The organism is Actinoalloteichus hymeniacidonis, from assembly GCF_014203365.1.
Taxonomy (GTDB): domain Bacteria; phylum Actinomycetota; class Actinomycetes; order Mycobacteriales; family Pseudonocardiaceae; genus Actinoalloteichus_A; species Actinoalloteichus_A hymeniacidonis.
Genome location: NZ_JACHIS010000001.1, coordinates 1,904,264 through 1,922,934 on the forward strand (window position 1 = coordinate 1,904,264; position 18,671 = coordinate 1,922,934).

The 18,671-nt window shown below is 68.7% G+C and carries 18 protein-coding genes and 1 pseudogene; 9 read left to right on the plus strand and 10 right to left on the minus strand.

Features of this window, described 5'->3' with window-relative positions; translation table 11 throughout:
- Positions 1 to 43 precede the first annotated feature (43 nt).
- Both BKA25_RS08580 and BKA25_RS08585 read right to left on the minus strand, forming a co-directional pair.
- On the minus strand, positions 44 to 622 hold the full coding sequence (locus BKA25_RS08580; protein WP_069850745.1) for a TetR/AcrR family transcriptional regulator: 579 nt from the start codon (positions 620 to 622) through the stop codon (positions 44 to 46).
- Complete coding sequence (locus BKA25_RS08585; RefSeq protein ID WP_069850744.1) at positions 615 to 1,451, minus strand: alpha/beta fold hydrolase; 837 nt, start codon at positions 1,449 to 1,451, stop codon at positions 615 to 617. The genes BKA25_RS08580 and BKA25_RS08585 overlap by 8 nt, the downstream gene beginning before the upstream one ends.
- Positions 1,452 to 1,656: 205 nt before the next feature.
- Between BKA25_RS08585 and BKA25_RS27170 the strand changes: the two genes are divergently transcribed.
- A complete protein-coding gene (locus tag BKA25_RS27170; RefSeq protein ID WP_069853882.1) occupies positions 1,657 to 2,202 on the plus strand; it encodes a dihydrofolate reductase family protein in 546 nt (181 codons plus the stop codon).
- A gap of 45 nt (positions 2,203 to 2,247) precedes the next feature.
- Here BKA25_RS27170 and BKA25_RS28335 read toward each other — a convergent pair.
- From BKA25_RS28335 to BKA25_RS08600, 3 genes and pseudogenes are all read right to left on the minus strand, one after another.
- Positions 2,248 to 2,892: pseudogene (locus BKA25_RS28335) on the minus strand (helix-turn-helix domain-containing protein); the annotation flags it as partial.
- Positions 2,893 to 3,008: 116 nt separating this feature from the next.
- Positions 3,009 to 4,010: a hypothetical protein gene (locus BKA25_RS08595; RefSeq protein ID WP_157421166.1), complete on the minus strand. Its 1,002-nt coding sequence runs from the start codon at positions 4,008 to 4,010 to the stop codon at positions 3,009 to 3,011.
- A gap of 216 nt (positions 4,011 to 4,226) precedes the next feature.
- On the minus strand, positions 4,227 to 4,976 hold the full coding sequence (locus BKA25_RS08600; RefSeq protein WP_069850740.1) for an alpha/beta fold hydrolase: 750 nt from the start codon (positions 4,974 to 4,976) through the stop codon (positions 4,227 to 4,229).
- 93 nt (positions 4,977 to 5,069) lie between these two features.
- On the opposite strand from BKA25_RS08600, the gene BKA25_RS08605 reads away from it, so the two are divergent.
- The gene (locus BKA25_RS08605; protein WP_069850738.1) at positions 5,070 to 5,618 is read left to right on the plus strand and encodes a TetR/AcrR family transcriptional regulator; all 549 of its coding nucleotides are present in this window, start codon (positions 5,070 to 5,072) and stop codon (positions 5,616 to 5,618) included.
- A 78-nt stretch (positions 5,619 to 5,696) separates the two neighbouring features.
- Here the strand turns inward: BKA25_RS08605 and BKA25_RS08610 are convergent, their stop codons facing one another.
- Positions 5,697 to 6,119 (minus strand): pyridoxamine 5'-phosphate oxidase family protein, encoded by a 423-nt coding sequence (locus BKA25_RS08610; RefSeq protein WP_069850736.1) that lies wholly within the window; start codon positions 6,117 to 6,119, stop codon positions 5,697 to 5,699.
- 51 nt (positions 6,120 to 6,170) lie between these two features.
- Positions 6,171 to 7,007, minus strand: a complete 837-nt coding sequence (locus BKA25_RS08615) for an NAD(P)H-binding protein (protein WP_069850734.1) — start codon at positions 7,005 to 7,007, stop codon at positions 6,171 to 6,173.
- 81 nt (positions 7,008 to 7,088) lie between these two features.
- Here BKA25_RS08615 and BKA25_RS08620 point away from each other — a divergent pair, with 81 nt between their 5' ends.
- Entirely contained in the window at positions 7,089 to 8,075 is a 987-nt protein-coding gene (locus BKA25_RS08620) for an AraC family transcriptional regulator (protein WP_069850733.1), read from the plus strand.
- Between the two features lie 3 nt (positions 8,076 to 8,078).
- On the opposite strand, the gene BKA25_RS08625 is transcribed toward BKA25_RS08620, so the two are convergent.
- Positions 8,079 to 8,846: a MerR family transcriptional regulator gene (locus BKA25_RS08625; protein WP_084643238.1), complete on the minus strand. Its 768-nt coding sequence runs from the start codon at positions 8,844 to 8,846 to the stop codon at positions 8,079 to 8,081.
- Positions 8,847 to 9,254: 408 nt separating this feature from the next.
- Here BKA25_RS08625 and BKA25_RS08630 point away from each other — a divergent pair, with 408 nt between their 5' ends.
- The 5 genes from BKA25_RS08630 (at position 9,255) to BKA25_RS08650 (ending at position 14,940) form a co-directional block, all read left to right on the plus strand.
- A complete protein-coding gene (locus BKA25_RS08630; protein WP_069850729.1) occupies positions 9,255 to 10,736 on the plus strand; it encodes an alpha/beta hydrolase in 1,482 nt (493 codons plus the stop codon).
- Positions 10,737 to 10,957: 221 nt separating this feature from the next.
- On the plus strand, positions 10,958 to 12,226 hold the full coding sequence (locus BKA25_RS08635) for a cytochrome P450 (protein WP_084643237.1): 1,269 nt from the start codon (positions 10,958 to 10,960) through the stop codon (positions 12,224 to 12,226).
- Between the two features lie 4 nt (positions 12,227 to 12,230).
- Positions 12,231 to 12,914: a TetR/AcrR family transcriptional regulator gene (locus BKA25_RS08640; RefSeq protein ID WP_069850727.1), complete on the plus strand. Its 684-nt coding sequence runs from the start codon at positions 12,231 to 12,233 to the stop codon at positions 12,912 to 12,914.
- A 433-nt stretch (positions 12,915 to 13,347) separates the two neighbouring features.
- Positions 13,348 to 14,721 (plus strand): cytochrome P450 family protein, encoded by a 1,374-nt coding sequence (locus BKA25_RS08645; RefSeq protein WP_069850725.1) that lies wholly within the window; start codon positions 13,348 to 13,350, stop codon positions 14,719 to 14,721.
- 75 nt (positions 14,722 to 14,796) lie between these two features.
- Positions 14,797 to 14,940, plus strand: a complete 144-nt coding sequence (locus BKA25_RS08650) for a hypothetical protein (RefSeq protein ID WP_216637747.1) — start codon at positions 14,797 to 14,799, stop codon at positions 14,938 to 14,940.
- A gap of 43 nt (positions 14,941 to 14,983) precedes the next feature.
- On the opposite strand, the gene BKA25_RS08655 is transcribed toward BKA25_RS08650, so the two are convergent.
- Positions 14,984 to 15,811: an MBL fold metallo-hydrolase gene (locus BKA25_RS08655; protein WP_069850723.1), complete on the minus strand. Its 828-nt coding sequence runs from the start codon at positions 15,809 to 15,811 to the stop codon at positions 14,984 to 14,986.
- Between the two features lie 715 nt (positions 15,812 to 16,526).
- Between BKA25_RS08655 and BKA25_RS08660 the strand changes: the two genes are divergently transcribed.
- On the plus strand, positions 16,527 to 17,462 hold the full coding sequence (locus BKA25_RS08660; RefSeq protein WP_084643236.1) for an IclR family transcriptional regulator: 936 nt from the start codon (positions 16,527 to 16,529) through the stop codon (positions 17,460 to 17,462).
- Between the two features lie 177 nt (positions 17,463 to 17,639).
- On the opposite strand, the gene BKA25_RS08665 is transcribed toward BKA25_RS08660, so the two are convergent.
- A complete protein-coding gene (locus tag BKA25_RS08665; RefSeq protein WP_069850721.1) occupies positions 17,640 to 18,656 on the minus strand; it encodes a polyprenyl synthetase family protein in 1,017 nt (338 codons plus the stop codon).
- Positions 18,657 to 18,671: the final 15 nt, after the last annotated feature.

Genomic DNA, 18,671 nt, shown 5'->3' on the forward strand with positions numbered 1-18,671 from the left:
GACGGTGGCCTACGCCGTCGCCCGCGCCCTCGGGCGGCACGGATCAATCGCCCGATTCCGCGAGGGCCTGCAATCCCCGGTCGAGGAATTCGATGGTCCAGGCGAAGCTGTCGTCGACGGAGGTGTCCATCCTGAACCCGTCCGCCACCTCCAGGGTCACGAAGCCGTGCACCATGCTGCGCAGCATCCGCAGGGCGTGGATCTCCTGTCCCGGGTCGAGTCGATAGCCGCGCAGCATGGCCGACCAGGAGTCGAGCACCCGGTCGGCGGCCGGGACGAGGGGGTCGTCGGGACCGTCGGGGCGGGCGGCGTTGGCCGCCGCGTACCGGCCGAGGTGTTGCTGCACGTACTCGCGCATCGCCTGCGCGCCTGCGGTGAGGGCGTCCCGGCCTGCCCGGCCCTGGATCGCCTCGCGGACGGCGGCGCCGAATTCGCCGAGAGACAACACGGCGATCCGATGCGCCAGATCGGCCTGGCCTGCGACGTGCTTGTAGAGCGAGGGGGTCTTCACCCCGAGCCGTTCGGCCAGCAGGCCCATGCTGAGGCAGTCGAAGCCGACCTCGTCGACGAGGTCGGCGGCCGCCTCGGTGACCGATTCAGGGGTGAGCCGGGGCCTAGGCATTGGTCAGCGTCTTGGCGAGGAACGGCAGAACCAGTTTCCCGACGAGGTCGGGCGCCTGGACGTGCGGGTAGTGGCCGACACCTTCGATGACCTCTAGTTCGCCCAGGCCCTCGAGAAGTTCGGCCACGATCTGCTTGCCTTCGGCGCCGGGGTCGGCCCAGTCCGGGTCGGAGCTGCCTTCGATGATCAGTGTCGGGGAGCGCACATCGGACAGCCGCGCTCCGGCGTCGCTCGGGTTCGATTTACCCATGGCCTGGAGAACCTGCATCCGGCCTGGCTCGCGCAGCTTGGCCTCGATGCGTGCCAGCTCGCTATCCCAGTCCGCGGGTTTCGTCGGATACGCGATGTCGAGGTAGCGCTGCCAGCTCGGCAGGCTGCCCAGCATGAGGACCTTGGCCAGCTGGAGATACCCGGCCCGGTAGCGCTGCACCCGCAACAGCCCGCCCAGGTCGATGGACTGTTTACGGGTGAACGGCGCCAGCTCGACGACGCCTGCGATCAACTCGGGTGCGGTCGCGGCCGCGATGGTCGCCGCGCCGCCGCTGATCGAATGGCCGACGATCACGGCCGGACCGCCGAGATGGCGCACCAGCGCGAGGAGGTCGCCCGCGATGTCGGTGCGGCTGTAGCCGTCCCAACCCAGGCTCGAATCACCGGAGCCTCGGATATCGAGGTTGGCCACCCGATAGCCGGCCTCGGCCAGTTTCGGGACGAGGAAGCGATAGGCGTGTCTGCTGTCGCCCATGCCATGGGCCAGGACGACCAGTGGGCCTTGCCCGGTCACCTCGTAGGCGAGGGTGTTGCCTGCTACGTCCAGGTGTTCGGTCACGGAACCTCCAAGGCTAATGTTGTTAGCTTCAGGCTAATGGTATTAGCCGAAATCGTCAACGCCGTGGCCTGCCGCTGTCGTTTTCGTCCAAGACCGCGACACCTGTCCGGCCCTAGCGTGATCGCGACCTGGTCAGTGCCGGGGCAAGCTGCCCTCGGCGTCCGTAGGAGCACAGTTGACACGTGAGTTGGTCTACACGGGATTCATGTCGGTGGACGGCGTGGTGGATTCGCCGGGCGGCACGGTCGAAGGGCATCGCAGCGGCGGATGGGTGCTCGGCACGGAGGTTCTGCCCGAAGCCTTCTCTCTCAAGGACGAGGAACTCGCCGAGACGACCGCGCTGATGTTCGGTCGCCGCAGTTATGCGGCGTTCGCACCGATCTGGCGTGATTCCCCGGACCACGCCGCGTACCGGGATCTGCCCAAGTACGTGGTCTCCACGACCTTGGATACGGACACGCTTGTCGATGGTTGGGGTGAGATCACCATTCTGCGCTCAAGCGAGGAGATCGCCGAACTCAAGCGTTCCGCAGGCGGGCCGATCTTCATACACGGCAGCGCGGAACTGGCCCGACGCCTATCCGAAGCAGATCTGATCGATCGCTACCACCTATTGGTTTTCCCGGTATTGCTGGCGGCGGGCAAGAGCGTGTTCGGCAGAGCCGATCGTGACCGGCAGAACCTGCGGTTGCGGAACTCGGCCGTCTACTCCAACGGGGTCGTCAAGCTGATCTACGACGTGGCGCACTGATCCCGGGTCGAGGGCGATCGTGCCGTCATCGCCTGCGCGCAGTTGCCGGACGGTGCGCCCGACATAGCGGCGCAGCGCGCGGGCGAGATGCGGTTCGTCGTAGTAGCCCAGCTGCGAGATGACCTGGGCCGCTGGGCGGCCGGTGAGCAGTAGCAATGCGGCCGATCGGGCGCGTTCGATCTGCCAGACCTGTCCTTGGGTAAGGCCGGTGGCGGCGCGGAATCGACGCTCCACCGTGCGTCGGGAGACCGGGTGGCTGCCACGGTCGCTTCCGGTGGTCAGCGGATCACGGATCACGACGGCTTCGCGGACCAGCCGGGCGACGAGCGCTTCGGCATCGTCCATACCGGGCAGCTCCCAGTGGCCGCCGTCGAAGGAGAAGCCCCGACGGGTCACCTCGGGCAACGGGATCCCGCCGTTCACCACGGCAGCTGGAGCCACGGCGCGCAGCGAGGTGCCGATGGCGAATTGGATGCCGAGAAAGGTCGATTCATCGGGCACCGGCGCGGTTGCGGTGTGCGTTTCGGGACCGGTGATGGCCGCGTGATTCCTGTCTTCCTGTCGCCAGAACACCAGTCCCCAGGTCGGACCCGCGACCGACGTCATCTGGGTGAGCTGTTCGCTGCGACAGGTCCACACCGCGTCGATCCACGTCGAATCCGACTCCCGTGTCTCGAACCGCAGTCCCATGCTCGCCCTCTCGTCGCCGGTAGCGGCATCCTGCCCCGCCCGGCTCGACGGTGGGCAGTGGGGATCGACGGCTGGACACGCAGACGGTGGCTGGTCGCCACCGTCTGCGGCGCAGATCAGGAACAGCGGTAGTGCGAGGGGATTCGCGCCTCCGAACCGACGATGGTGCGTTCGTCGTCGCTGAGTCCGGTGAGGGCGAACTGGTTCGGGATGGGCTGATCGACGAGCACGCCATCGCGCCAGAGCACCACGCGCGCGGTCGAACCCGACACGAACGCCGTGCCCGCGATGGTGCCGCTGCCGCCGATGGCGCGCGCGGAGATCGCCCCGTCGCCGATGGTGTCGATCAGGGTGCCCTGCGCGTCCCACTCGGCCACGGCGTTGTCGCTGCTGCCGACGATCCGGCCGTCCCGAATCGCCTGCGGGGTGGCGAAATCGGCCTCGCCTGCGGGGGCGAGTCCGTGCCACCGACCGTCGGGGCCCACCACGAAACCGCCGCCGGCGCCCGAATCGGTCTGCACGATGACCCGGCCCTGCTCATCGATGTCGACGAGGAATCGGCTGCTCAGCTCGGGCGCGGCCGTCTCGCGGTAGGTGCCCGGCGCATCGCCCGGCCACACCACCAGGTTGGTCTGGGTGCCGATGTGGGCCCACCCGGCGATGTCGCCCGCATTGTTGATCGCCCAGGCCGAGTAGCCCGTCCACTCGGGGTCGGCAGGCAGCGCGGTGGGGGTGCCATCGTGGTCGATCGTGACGCCGATGAACCCGTCGTCGGCGATGGTGCTGCCGACGACGATTCCGGCGGAGTTCACGTCCCGAAATTGCGGAAAACGGTCGCCTGCACGCAACACGACCGTCCCGTCGTCCCACAGGGTTCCGCGCGGATCGACGATGTTGCCACCGAGCAGCGGCCGTTGCCCGGTCACGCCGACCGCGTAGCGGCTGCCGTCGTAACCTTCGACCGAGCCGATCTCGGTTCCTGCGGGCAGCTCCCATTCGGTCCTCTGCCAGGTGCACTGTTCCGCTTCGGATGCGGCCGATTGGCCCGCTGGAAGCGACACCAGTGCCGTGCTGAACACAAGGGCGGCCAACAACCGGCCCGTTCGTTTTCGCGACACAGCGGAGCACCTTTCCTTCGGCCGAATGTGCCCGAGACTCCGGTTCTCGGCGGCAGGCTGCCGCACCGCCTGTGCCGGACAGGCTCCACGCTAAGAAGCCTGATCGCCGATGCGCGAGGTGCTTTCCGTCTGAGGGAAGAAGAGATCCGACGCTGCGCTGCACCGCGCCGCCGCAGCGTCGACGACGAACTCGATGCTGCGGCGGCGCGGTAGTGGTCAGTCGTCCAGGGACGCCCAGAACTCGCGGAGCACCCGCGCGCCGCGTTCCGGATCCTGGAGCATCCAGTAGTGCGTCAGGCCGGTCAGTTCGTGCAGTTCGGCGCCGAGCCGGGTGGCCATGTCTCGATCCAGGTCGGGCAGACCCATCGGGTCGCCGGTCGGGGCCAGTAGCAGCCCGCGTGCCTTGGCGGGGCCATCGAAATCCTTGCCCCAGTCGGCGGCGAAGTTGGGCCACGCGGACCGGTAGAGCGAGAGGATCGCCGCGCTCATCTCCTCGTCGTGCACGCTGTCGATCTCGTTGCCGAGTTCCTCGCTCAATCCCCGATCCCGGAACAGCCTGCCGAAGGTGAAGCCGTCGTCCGGGGTGGTCCTGCGCAGGGATGCCAGCGATTCCTCGCCCTCGGGGCTGCTCTGCCACAGCGTGGCGGCCTCGTGCCAGCGGTAGTCGGGGTGCCAACCGTGGGCGACGTCGGAGACCCAGCTGCGGACCTCGACGTCGTAGTGCGAGACGACCCGCATGGTCAGGTGCGCACCCCAATCGTGGCCCACGAGGTCGATCGGCCCGTCGAGTTCGCGAAGTCGCTCGGCCAGCCAGGCCGCGTAGCCCTCCTTGTCGCGTAATCCGGCGGGTCGCACGCTGCCGAAACCGGGCAGCCGCAGGGCCACGGTGGGCTCCTGGATGAGTTCGCGTAGCGGGTTCCAGACGGACGGCGTCTCGGGGACGCCGTGGACGAAGACGATGGTCATGCCGCTCCTCGAACAAAGTCGATTAACTATCGACTTCACCGTAGCACGGTAAGTTGATAGCCTATCGACACAAGGTGGAGTCGGGAGGAACCCATGCGAGCGGACGCGGCCCGTAATCAGCGCAAGATCTTCGACGCGGCCAAGGCGGCCGTGGCGCAGGGAGACACCGGACTGACCCTCAATGCGCTGGCTCGGCTGGCGGGTGTCGGAGTGGGCACCGTCTACGGGCTCTTCCCGACCCAGCGGGCGATGCTGGAGGCCGTGGTCGAGGACGCCGTGATCGAGCTCAACCGGATGGCCGCCGAGGCCGAGCGTGAGCCAAACGCCCAGCACGCCCTCGGCCGGTTCCTCGATGCGGCCCTGGCCACGGCTTTGGCGCAACCTGGATTGTTCGAGGTGCTGATCACCGTCGGCGATGAGCGGGAATCGCTGCGCGAAGCCAAGATCGAGCTGGTGCAGGCGATCTCCCGATTGCTCGCGCGGGCCCAGCCGAACCCCCTGTTGACCGGAGAGAATCTGCTCAAGCTGTTGTGTGGACTGATCCATGCCGTCAACGAGCACCCGGCCGAACGACGCGCCGCCGCCGCCGACGCCTATTTGAGTCTGCTGCGTACCGGTCTGACGACGGGTGCCCCGGCGTAGGCCCAACCGTGTGGGCCGCCGCGAGGTGGCCCGTGCACCGCGTGACCGCGACGATCACGCGGCACCCCATTCGGGCGGTCAAAGCTGGTAGCGGTGGACCTTCTCCGGGTGGATCACCAGGCGGACCCAATCCATGGCCAGCATCTGCTCCAGTTCTTCGGCGTGGGCGGGAATCGAGAGATCCCAGTAACGGGCTCCGAGCCGGGCGCACAGATTCCGCGCACCCTCTGGTTCGATCGTGGTGCGGCCGGCGACCGAGACCCAGCGTTCGCGTTCCCCCACCGGACTCGCGACCACCAGGGAAGCACGAGGATCACGGCGCAGCTGCCGCACCTTGAGCGACTCGGGGATCGTGAACAGCTGGACCGTGCCGTCGTCGGTGAGCTCGAACCACACCGGGCGGGGTTGCGGTGGCAGCGCTCCGGCGGCCACGGTCAGGAAGCCGTGCAAGGGGCGGCGGAGGAGCTCGAGATCGTCCTCGGTCAGGTGTGCTTCGGTCATGGTGGTGTCCTCGGTTCTCAGTAGGGTGGGGGATTCTCGGAGCGGGCGCGGTCACGCCCGCCAGGCGCCCGCTGCTGCGGCTCGCACGACGTAGTCCTCGAAGGTCCGCGGCGCCCGACCCAACACGGTGGCGACGTCCTCGGTCGTCGTCGAGACCAGACCGCGTTCCAGCAGTGCGAACATCGCGGCGATGTGGTGGGCGTCGTCCTCGCCCAGGCCCTGGTCGACCAGCCTGGCGACGTACTCGGCGGGGGAGAGCTGTCGGTAGGTGAGGGGACGCCCGGATGCTCGGGCGATCGATTCCACGGCCTCGCCGTAGGTGAGGGCCCGAGGTCCGGTCAGCTCGTAGATCCTTCCGGCGTGTCGACCCGCCTCGGACAACACCGCGGCCGCGACATCGGCGACGTCCTCGATGTCGATGAACGGCTCGGTGACGTCTCCGATGGGCAGCGCCAGTTGCCCGGCGAGCAGGGGAGCGTGGTGGAGGTCCTCGTCGAAATTCTGGTTGAAGTTGCAGGCGCGCAGGATGGTCCACTCCAACGCGGAGCCGCGCACCGCGTCTTCGGCGGAGCGCATATCGAGTCCGAAGTCGGAGTCGCCCCAGGTGTCGGCGCCGCGCCCCGAGAGCAACGCCAGTCGCTGCACACCGGCGGCCTCGGCCTTGGCCACGAATTCGTGCACCGGTCCCGGCACGGTCGGGGGCACCAGGTAGACGGCGGCGACACCGTCCAGCGCGGCGTCCCAGCCGGCGGGGTCGGACCAGTCGAAGCGGGTCTGGCTTGATCGGGAGGCGGTGCGCACCGGTGTGCCTCGGAGTCGGAGGCGGGCGGCGACCCGCCTGCCGGTCTTGCCGGTCGCACCGAGGACGAGGGTGGTGTCGTAGGTCATGGCAGCGATTCAACGGCACCGATCCGGACGATTCCATGGGTGAGAAGCCGTTTTACCTGTGTCATCGTCTAATCTCGGGGTGTGGACGCATTCGATGATCTGTTCCGAGGGGTCCGGGCGCACGGATCGCTGTTCGGCAGTACGACACTGCGCGCCCCCTTCTCGCTGGATTTCGTCGACGGCGCTCCGCTGACCATGTGCACCGTGCTGCGCGGGTCGGGCTGGATCGTGCCGGAGAACCGCCCGCCCGAACTGCTGCGCTCCCGGGAGACGATCCTGGTGCGCGGTCCCGCGCGGTTCACCTTCGTCGACGAGGTCGGTACCCGCGCCGAGCCGATCGCGTGCGGTGTGGACTGCGCGGATCCCGAGCAGGGCGGTACCCGACATCGCTTCGGTTGGAACGACTGCGGGGTGTCCGCCGACGAGGCCGACACGACGACACTGATCACCGGTGCCTATCCACTGCGCGGCGAGATCAGCCAACGGCTGCTGGACGCGCTTCCCGTCGTGTTGCGGGTGGACGACGGGCCGGAATGCGATCCGGTGCTGGACCACATCGCCGCCGAGGTCGCCATCGACGCGCCCGGCCAACAGGTGGTCCTCGACCGGTTGTTGGACTGGATGCTGGTCTGCACGCTGCGCGAGTGGTTCGACCGGCCCGACGGCGAGGCCCCGGCCTGGTGGGCTGCCCAGCGCGACCCGGTGGTCGGCGAGGCGCTGCGACTGCTGCACGCCCAACCCGCGGCACCATGGACCGTAGCCGCACTTGCCCGGCAGGCCGGGGTGTCCCGGTCGACCCTGGCCAAGCGCTTCGCCGACGTGCTGGGCGAACCACCGCTGACCTATCTCGCAGGCTGGCGGATGACGCTCGCCGCAGACCTGCTGGTCGAGCAGCCTGCCGCGACCGTTGCGGAGATCGCCAGAACAGTGGGCTACTCCGATCCGTTCGGCTTCAGCGCGGCGTTCAAACGGATCCGAGGCGTCAACCCGAGCGAGTTCCGACGGGCCGCGACCGCGACCGCCGCGACGGGATTCGCCCTCGCGGGCTCGGCGGCGCGCACCGTGTGATCCTCAGGACGTCGCCCGGATCGCCTGCTGCTGCCTCGCCAGTTCGACGAAGCGCTCGTTCATGAGTCGGTTGGTGTGGACCTGTTGTTCGTTGAGGACGTGTTCGACGTGTGCGGTGAGGATCGGGATGAGCTGCCTGTCCATCGTGATCCCGAGGGGAGCGTCGAAGGTCCGTTGATAGTGCAGCGCCATCTCATCGGCGAGCTCGGCCATGGTGCTCTCCGTGCTGTCCGGGCCGAGCGAGGCGAAACGGCGTAACAGCGTCATCGAGTCGGGATCGAAGGTGAAACGACGCGCGACATAGTCCGCGAAGGTGGCCAGCGCGGTTTCGCCGATCACCTGGCCGATCAACATGAACTGTTCGCGCTCGTAGCGGGCCAGCTCGGGGTCGACCTCGGCGATGGCGGTGTAAACGGGAAGATAGGCGGCCATCGCGGGCGGTAGGTCGGGCGTCATTCCGTTGCTGCGGAGCCCGGCGATGGCCTTGCGCCTGCCCTGTAACCGCTCGATCTCGGTAGCGGCGTTCTTGTCCAGTTCATCGAGCAGTACCTCGGTGGCCTCGGGGTCGTCGAGCACCTCCGGCAGCACCGCGAGTGGGACACCGAGCCCGGTCAACCGGGTGATCCGCAGCAACCGCACGAGATGACGCACATCGTAGGTGCGGTAGCCGTTGAGCGAACGTTCCGGCTCGTCGAGCAGCCCGATCTTGTGATAGTGCCGCAGGGCACGGACGGTGACTCCGGCCAGATTGGCCAACTCGCTGCTGCGCAACGACAGAACTCCTTTCGCTCCGGATGGGCGGGCACCTGCGACGCGGGTGCCGCGCTGTCCGCCGCACCGCGCCGCGTTGCCAGGCCCACCCACGTCGAAGCGTGGGCCCGGCGATCGAGCCGCGGTGTGCCTACAGCCAAAACCCTGACGCCGGGGCCGGGTCAAGTCCGGGTTCGCATCCCGGCGTTCGGAGTGCGGTGGATCACACCGGTTCGGGACTTGAGCCCGACCCAAGGGCGGGGTGTTCAGTCGAGGGCATGACCAAGCCGGAAACGCAGGTCGCCCCGCCGAGCGGGCGCGCGGCTCGACCGGCTGACCTCCCCGCGCGGCCGTCGAATCGACCGGCGCCGCCATTGACTTCCACCGAACCGGCGCCTCGATGCGCCGCACCCCGAAAGGAGAGCCCGGATGCGTAGAACCTCGGCGTTCGCACTCGTCGCCGTCGTGGCCGCGTGTGTGGTTCCCGGCGTGGCCCAGGCGGCCACGTCCCAACAGGCGAGTCCCACACCCGCCCCCTTGCAGTGGGGCGAGTGCCCGGCGGACTCCGGCGTGACCACCCTGGAGTGCGCGACGCTGGACGTCCCCCTGGACTACCAGGATCCGACCGGGCGACAGATCGAGATCATGATCTCCCGGCTGGCCAGCGACAACCAAGAACAGCGACGCGGGGTGCTGCTGACGAATCCGGGTGGTCCCGGCGCCTCCGGGTTGAACTTCCCGACCGACCTCAAGGACGCCGGTCTGCCGCAGAGCGTGCTCGATTCCTACGACATCATCGGAATCGACCCCCGGGGCGTCGGACAGAGCACCCCGGTGACCTGCGATCTGTCCTTGGAACAGCAGCTCATGGGCAACCTGCCGCCATACGCGCACAATGCCGAGGACGTCGTCGAACGGGCGGTCGAGGTGGAACTCGTCGCCGAGCAGTGCGCCACCTCCGAGACAGCCTGGATGCTGCCGCACACCACCACCGCCAACGCCGCCCGCGACCTCGACATGGTTCGGCAGGCGCTCGGGGAGGAGACCGCGTCCTTCCTCGGCTACTCCTACGGCACGCACCTCGGCGCCGTCTACACCACGCTGTTCCCGGAGACCAGCGACCGGGTGGTGATCGACAGCAGTCTGCCGCCCAACGGACTCGACCACGAGGCGGGCAAGCTGATGGGGCCCGGCTTCGAGGAGCGATTCCCGGACTTCGCGGCCTACGCCGCCGCGCGGCCCGAACTCGGCCTCGGCAACACCCCGGACGAGGTGCGGGCGAAGTACTTCGAGATCGCCGAGCGGCTGGACGAGGAGCCGACAACGGAGCTGACGGGTGCGTTGTTCCGCATCGCCACCCTCTCCAATCTCGCCCGTGACTCGCATTTCCCGACACTGGTCGAGCTGTGGCAGCAGGCCGAGGCGGGCCGGCCCGTCTCGGTGGCGAGCAACCCGCTCACGTTGTCCGACACCGATGACCTCGGTTTCGACAACCCTCTGTCCAGCCACCTGTACGTGCTCTGCGGCGACAACGAGTGGTCGAGGTCGATCGAGTCCTATCAGGACGACGTCGAGGCTGCTCGAAAGCCCTACCCGATGTACGGACCCGCAGCGGCCAACATCCGGGCGTGCGCGTTCTGGCCGGAGATCGACCGTGCCCCGGTCGAGGTCGACGACCAGGGTCCGTCGAACGTGCTGTTGGTGCAGAACACCCGCGACGCCTCGACACCCCTGATCGGCGCGCAGCAGATGCGGGATGCGCTGGGCGACCGGGTCCGGATGGTGACGGCCGACCAGGGCGGCCACGGTGTGTACCTGTTCGGCACGAACGCGTGCGCGAACGACTCGGTGACGGATTACCTGGTCACGGGGGAGCGGGTGTCGGAGGACCGGTTCTGCGCGGCGGAGTAGTCCCGACCTGATCCTCAGCGGCTCACACCGGGGCCCGCGTCACGCGTTGGACGGCGTGGCGCGGGCCCCGGTGGCATTTCCGGCGGGCTTCGTATGGGTCTGGGGTTGCCTGCCATGGTGAGCACGGCAACGCCCATTGCGGGCCCCATCGCGGCCCGCCAGTCGATGCGATCTTTACGCTATCGTTTAAGTCAGATGCTTTTCTTAATACGGAGGTGCGGATGACCGGCGACGAGACTGCGACCGACGACGAGACTGCGACCGCCACGACCTGCCCGATCGGGCCCGACGCGGCACCGGGTGGTGCCGCCGAGGCGTTGCCCTTCCCCTTCGCGCTGCCCACCGCCCTAGAACCGCCCGAGGAGTGGTCGCAGTTGCGCGATGAGTGCCCGGTCGCCCGGGTGCGCACCGTGGTCGGGGAGGACGCTCTGCTGCTGACGCGCTATGACGACGTGCGCCAGATCCTGGCCGACCCGCGATTCACCAGGAAGCCGGTTCCCACCGAGGACTCCGCGAACGACGAACCGCTGTCCGTGCCCGCCTCGATCGCCAACGGCGAGGGGCATCTGCGGTGGCGACGCCTGCTGAGCCGTTCCTTCACGGTCAAGCGGATGACCGCCCTGCAACCTCGGATCACCACGATCGCCCACGAACTGATCGACGCGATGGTCGCGCAGGGACCGACCTCGGATCTCCGCAGCGCCCTGGGCTTCCCGCTGCCGGTATACGTGATCTGCGAACTGCTAGGGGTCCCGGCCGCCGACCGGGAGAGGTTCGCGCACTGGTCCGACCACATGCTCAACCTGACCCGCTACACCCAGGCCGAGGTGCAGACCGCGGGCCGGGAGCTGTGGGCCTACCTGACCGCGCATGTTCGTGCCAAGCGCGCCGAACCCGGTGACGACCTGCTCTCGGAGTTGACCGCGATCGCCGACGAGCAGGACGGACGACTCTCCGAGGCCGAGCTGATCCTGTCCGGGCAGGCACTGCTGATCGCCGGGCACGAGACGACGGCCAACATGATCGGCAAGATGGTCGCGATGCTGCTGTCGAAACGGGAACGCTGGGAGCAGCTGTTGGCCGACCCGAGTCTGGTGAAGTCGGCGGTGGAGGAGGTACTGCGCTTCGACGCGAACCTGGGTTCCTCGGGAATGCATCGGCACATCTCCGAACCCGTGGAGGTCGGCGGGACCACGATCGAGGCGGGCACCACCGTGTTGGCGCTCATGCAGGCCGCCAACCGGGACGAGCGCGCCTTCGCCGCCGCCGACGAGATGGATCTGACCCGCTCGCCGAATCCGCACCTCACCTTCGGCGCGGGCCCGCATTCCTGCCTCGGGCAGGCATTGGCGCGTATCGAGCTGACCACGGTGCTCGGTGTGCTGTTGGAGCGGTTGCCCGGCCTGGAGTTGGCGATCCCGGCCGAGGAGCTGCGTCGCCGCGAGGGTCTGTTGGTCGGCGGTTTGGAGGAGGTCCCGGTGCGGTGGTGAGACGATGACCGCCGTGGACACCGACTCGGCGCAGCGCAGGCGCTCCGGCGTGCGCCGGGAGCGGGCCGAGGTCACGCGGGAACACCTGCTGCACACCGCAGAACGGTTGTTCGCCGAACGCGGACTGTCCGAGGTGTCCAGCAGGCAGATCGTCGAGGCTGCGGGGCAGGCCAACAACTCGGCGTTGGCCTACCACGTGGGCACCCGGGCCGACCTGCTGCGCGCGATCAGTAGGGCGCACGTCGAACCGATCACCCGCCGCAGCCGGGAGCTGTTCGACGAGACGCGGGGCTCCTCGGATCCCGGGGAGTACCTCGGCTGTCTGGTGCGGCCCTACACCGAGCACCTGGCGAGCCTGGGCACGCCCAGTTGGTATGCGCGGTTCGCGGCGCAGCTGGCCACCGATCCCGCCTACGTCGGGGTGGTGCTGTGGGCGCCCGAGTTGGCGGCGTTGTTGGAGGACGCGCACCACGCGATGTCGGCCCACGTCCCGGATCTGCCGTCGGAGTTGACTCGACTGCGGTATCAGACCGCGCGACTCGCGGTGCTGCACACCTGTGCCGAGCAGGAGCGTGCGGCCGCCGACACCGGTGTCCCCGCCGACTGGGAGCTCATCGGGGATGCCTTGACCGACGGGATCACCGGGATGCTGCTCGCGCCGGTTCGCCCTCGGCCGCACCAAGGATGACCGGACGTCGTCGGGCGGTCCGGTCGGGCGCGTCCGGTCGGGTCCGGTCGGGCGGGGCGGCGATCGGGCCGGGTCGCCGGATGCACCGCCGCTAGGCCGATCGGGGTAGTGCGGGCGTCCATGTGACCGGCAACACCCGGCCTGGCCGCCGGTTCACTGTCGGTGAGCGTCTCACCGCCTGCGGTGAGCCGGCGACCTGGTCGTTCACGTATTCCCCCGAACCGAGACGATCACGGTACGTACTGGTTTCGAGCGGATCACGGGCGTGTCTCGGTGGGTACTCGCGGCGGTCGAAAGCCCAGCGCCCGTGCGGTGGTTCGCGTCCGTGGAACGGGGATCGCAACGCTCGTATAGTCGCTGCCTTGCGGGTGCGAATCCGCGTTGTGCGTCGACGGTGACGATCCCTCGACGCCGTTCATCCCGAGGAGCCAGAGTGACCGCCGATTCCGCTCATGCCGCCGCTGCCGCGCAGCCCCGCTGCCCGGCCCACGCCGCGCGGATTCCCTTGCACGGAGCCGAGTTCTCGCAGGATCCCGCCCGGTTCTACGCCGATCTGCGCGAACACGGCCCGGTCGCCAAGGTCGAGCTGGCCCCCGGTGTCCCCGCCTCGCTGGTGACCGACTACTCGGCGGCTCTGACGGTGCTCCGCGACCCGATCTCGTTTCCCCGCGACCCGCACCACTGGCAGCGATCCCTGCCCCCGACCGCCTCGATGATCGCCGCGATGGCCTTCCAACCACTGTGTCTGATCGTCGACGACAGCGCCCACGCCCGGCTGCGGGGCGCGATGAGCGATGGCCTGGACCGGGTGGATCCCACGCTGCTGCGTGCCTCCGTCGAGCGCAGCGCCGACCTGCTGATCGACGAGTTCATCGGCGCCGGTCGGGCCGAGTTGCTCGCCGACTACGCCGCCGTGCTGCCGACGCTGGTGCTGGCCCAGCTCTACGGTGCCTCGGCGGGCCTTGGCAAACGGCTGATGGCCGGGGCGGTGCGTGCGAAGAACCGGTCGCCGCACCGCACCGCGGTCGATCTGCACGAGAGCGTGTCCGAACTGGTCGCGTACAAACGTGCCAGGCGCGGCACGGACGTCACCTCCGCGATGCTCGACCACCCGGCCGAGCTGACCGACGAGGAGGTCGTCGATCAGCTCACCGCGCTGGGATACGGCGTCGAGCCCTTGCAGAACTGGATCACCAACTCGCTGCGACTGCTGCTCTCCGACGAACGCTTCGCAGGCGCGGTCTCGGGCAGCGTGGTGGTCGAGGACGTGCTCACCGAGGTGCTGTGGGCGGACCCGCCGATCGCCAATCACGCCCCCATGTTCCCGGTGCGCGACGTCGAGGTGCAGGGCGTGCCGCTGCCCGCGCACCAACCGGTGTTGATCAGCTTCGCCGCCGCGAACACCGACCCCGAACTCGCCGTAGGCCAGGAGAGGGCGGGCAACCGGGCCCATCTGGCCTTCGGCGCCGGTCCGCACTCGTGTCCGGCGCAGGCCCCTGCGCGGGTGATCGCGACGGTGGGCATCGAGCGCCTGCTGGACCGGTTGCCGGATCTGGAGCTGGCGGTGCCCGCCGATCGCTTGACCTGGCGGCCGGGCCCCTATCACCGGGCGCTGGCCGGGTTGCCGGTGCGCTTCACCGCAGTGGGCGCGCGGTCCACGAGCGATCGGTCGACGCCGCGAGCTCCGGAGCCCGACACCGTGCACCTGCCCCGGCCGACGGCCAGGCCGACGCCGAGCGAATCCGATGGCGAGGAGACCGGTCCCGCTTGGTGGCAGTCGTTGACCCGTTGGTGGCGCGACCGGTAGGGCGCGAACCCGGCCGCCGACGGCGGGTGTGACCCGGATCCGCCTTGGCGCGACCGGGTCTGGAGTCCCGCCGAGTTGCTGCACCGGCACCACAGCAGCGTCTCGCGTCGACTCGACCAGCTCGGACCGTTACCGTCGCTGGGCATCGAGCTCACCGAGCCCGCAGGCTTACTCCGAGCCAGCATCGCCCTGGCCGTGTGGTGGCTGCTCGACGACTGATCCCGACGCCCCACGGAGAATCCGCGCCCGCAGGACCTGCCCGTCAGCAGAGATGGTCGTACTTGCCGCCGACCCAGTCGATGTAGCGCTGCGCGGACCGATGCACCGCGTTCTTCGCGTCGGCCAGGACGCGGCCGCCCGTCAACGCGTAGAGCCGCTCGAAGGGGTAGGGCGCCAGTCGATCCACGATGCGCGCGACGATCGCGGGGGAGAGCGGTATCCGATTCGGATAGCTGCGCTCGAAGGTGACCCAGCCCGAGTCGAGTACCGGCATGATCGTGTCCCCGACGAGGAGACTGCCGCGCCCCTCCGAACCGTGGGCGAGGTGGGCGACGGCGGACCCGGGGAAATGCCCGCCTGCGGTCACCAGTGTCACGCCGGGCAGTACCTCGGTGACCCCACTCCATTCGCGGATGGCCGGGGATTCGCGCCGCACCCACCGGCGATCCGCCGAGTGCACCAGGATGGGCGCCGCGTCGAAGCGTTCGCTCCAACTCACCTGGGAGCCGAACATGTGCGGGTGGCTCGCGACGATCACCGAGACGCCGCCGAGCGCGGCCACCTGCCGCACCGTCGTCTCATCGAGGTGGTTCGGCGGATCCCACATCAGGTTGCCCTGTTCGGTCTGCACCAGATAGGTCCGCTGTCCGATGCCGAGACCGGGTTCCCGATTGATCCGATGTAGACCGGGTTCCAGCTCCTCGTGGACCAGGCGGTGATCCTGGGCTGCCAGCTCGGCCAGCGTCGTCCAGACCTGCCCGCTCTCGGGGACCCATTGGCGATCGTCGGCACAGATCAGACAGTCCGAGTTCGGCGGGCGTTCGGAGTCGGGATGCTCGACCCCGCAGGTGGCGCAGATCCAGATGGTCACGGGGGGAGTCTTGTCGGATGGGCGAGGGCCTGTCCAGCATCGGGGGCGGGGCACACCTCGGCGTCACCCGACAGGTCGGCCGACGACGATGCGCGGTCCTCATCATGGGAAAGCGATCCGGTGATCGAGACACCATTGAAGTGCCGTGACGAGTATGTGATTATTGTGGCCGCACACAGCGTTCTTGGTCGCCGCCGAGAATGGCACCCACCTGGCTCCGTATTCGGTCTACCTATAGAAAGTCAGTCGACCGAACTGGAATCAGCCTGCCAGCCTGCGATCACCAGGGAGGACCGTGACCCCCGTCTTGAGACTGTCGTGCAGCTTCTTTCTTTAACGTGTTCGTAAAGTTCATCTGACTGTGTTCGGCAGTCTTCTTACGGGCACTTCGCGGGCATCTACCGGCGGATACCGTGCGGTATCGACCTGTTGTCGCCCTGCGCGTCACCGTCCCCTCGACCCTGCCCGTAGGGGGTGCAGCCGCCGGAAGGCGAGCTTTAGCATGTCTATCCGAATTAGCGTCCTGCTGTCTTCGATAGTGCTCCGATGGTCCGAATAGGCCATCGCAATCTAATTTTTGTCAACTGATTCGCTCATCTGAGCGCACTATATAGCGACTCGGGCTCGCTTTGGCGGGGTCGATTCAATCGTGCTACGCAACGATCAGCTGGGGAAAGTCTGTCGGGTGGTTAGAGCATTATCGAAAGGGGAACAGATGTCCGACTCCGGGAGAACCCAGGTTCGATGGCGGCGCTCCGAGGCGGTGCCGGTGGACCTCGCGCCGATCGGCCTGGAGCGGGTGCGGCTGACACCGCTCCAGCAGGCTGCGGCAACATCCCCGCAACCCCGACGTGGTGGTCGCCCCGATGCCGAGGCGGGTCCCGACGACTCCGGTGACGCGGCGAAGAGCGGCGGCGGACCGCTTCGAAGATCGTTGGCGGTGCTCGAGGAGCTGGCCGCCGCCTCCGGGCCGCTGACACTCTCGGAACTCTCCGAACTGGTCAACCTGCCCAAATCAACCCTGCACCGGCAGATGCGGGTGCTGACCGAGCTGGGCCTGGCCGACCGTCGGGAATCGAAGTCCTACGAGCTGGGCAGCTACATCTTCCAGCTGGCGGCCTCCAACGGTCCCGACCGGGTGCGCAACATCAGTGAGGAACTCACGCCCTTCCTGCTCGACCTCTTCCAGACCACCCGACTCGTGGTCAGCGTCGGAGCGCTGTCGGGTCTGGAGGTCTGGCATACCGGGATCCTCTACCGGCGTGATCACCGCCGGATCGCCGCGGCCTGGCGGGAACCGGTGCCCGCCTTCGGCTCTGCGGCGGGGCGACTGCTGTTGGCGCGCAGCGTCAGCGATCCCTCGGAGCTGTGCGGCATCGTCCCCACCGGGCAGACGGGCTGGAATCCGGCCAGGGCCAAGGTGTTGCGGCGCGAGTTCGACTCGATCCGGCGGACCGGGCTGTCCTGGTCACGCAGCGATGCCATCCCCGGGCTCGTCGAGGTGGCCGCGCCGATCCACCTCGGCAACCAGTACCCGGTGGCCGCGATCGTGCTGTGCGGCATGGCGAACGAACTCGATCTACGCAAGATCGGCGGTGTGCTGCTGGACAGTGTCGGCGGCATCGAGACCAACCTGTCCATGGCGCGCTGATCGGCGTGCGCGACCGATCGACGCCACTGGGAGACTCGACGTTCTGAGCTCGTCGACCTCGCAACGTCGCGAGTTCGCCGAACAGTCCGCCCCGCCGCCCGGTCCCGGCGAAGGCGCCGCCGACAGCTCTACTGCCGGCGGAACCTCATACCGCGCACGCCATCGACCCCGCCGGAGTCAGAACCGTCGGCCGGTGATGAAGGCCGCGACTTCGAGGAAGTCACCGCGCACCGCGTCCGGGATGTCGCACGCCTCGAGCGACTCGGTGGCCGCCGCGACGTGTCGATCCGCCTCCGCGCGTGCCCAGTCGCGACCGCCCCCGCGCTCCACCAGATCGGCGGCGCGCGCGACCTCGTCGTTGCTCAACGGCTCCGGGCGCAGGTAGAGGGCGCGCAGTTCGGCGGAATCCGGCGCGTTGAGCGCCGCGACCACGGGCAGGGACTTCTTGCGACTGTGCAGATCCGCCCCGGCCGCCTTGCCGGTCCGCGCCGGATCGCCCCAGATACCCAGCAGATCGTCGATGAACTGGAACGCGAGTCCGACGTGCTCACCGAAGTCGGCGAGCCGCGCCACCAGCGTCCGGTCCGCATCGACGAGGTCGGCACCCAGCGAGCACGCGCAGGCCAGCAGCGCACCGGTCTTGTCCGCGGCCATCCGCAGGCACTCGTCCCGCGAGACGTCGGTGCGTCCCTCGAAGTCCATATCCGAGGCCTGGCCTCGGATCATGCGCTGGGTGGCGGCCATCAGCGAGGCGGTGGCGGTGCGCGCGCCCGAGGCCTCGGCCGCGAGTAGCTCGGTGGCGGCCGCGGTCAACAGCGCGTCGCCTGCCAGGATCGCGCGGGGCACCCCGAACAGCGTCCACGCCGTGGCCCGGCCTCGACGCTCGGTGTCGCCGTCCATGATGTCGTCGTGCAGCAGCGAGAAGTTGTGCACCAGCTCGATCGCGACCCCGGCGGGAACCCCTGCCGAGGGCTCGGCTCCCGCAGCGCGGGCCGAGAGGATCGCCAGCGTGGGGCGGAGCAGCTTCCCGCCCCACCCATCGATCTCCCTGCCTTGGGCGTCGGCCCAGCCGTGGTGGTAGCGCCCGACGACGCTCATCTGTGGGCAGAGTCGTCCGACGGCCTCGCGAAGAGCCGGTTCCACCAGCGCGACGCCGGAGGTCAGCGCCGAGGGCAGGATCCTGGTCGCAGTCATGGTCTCACCGTCGCT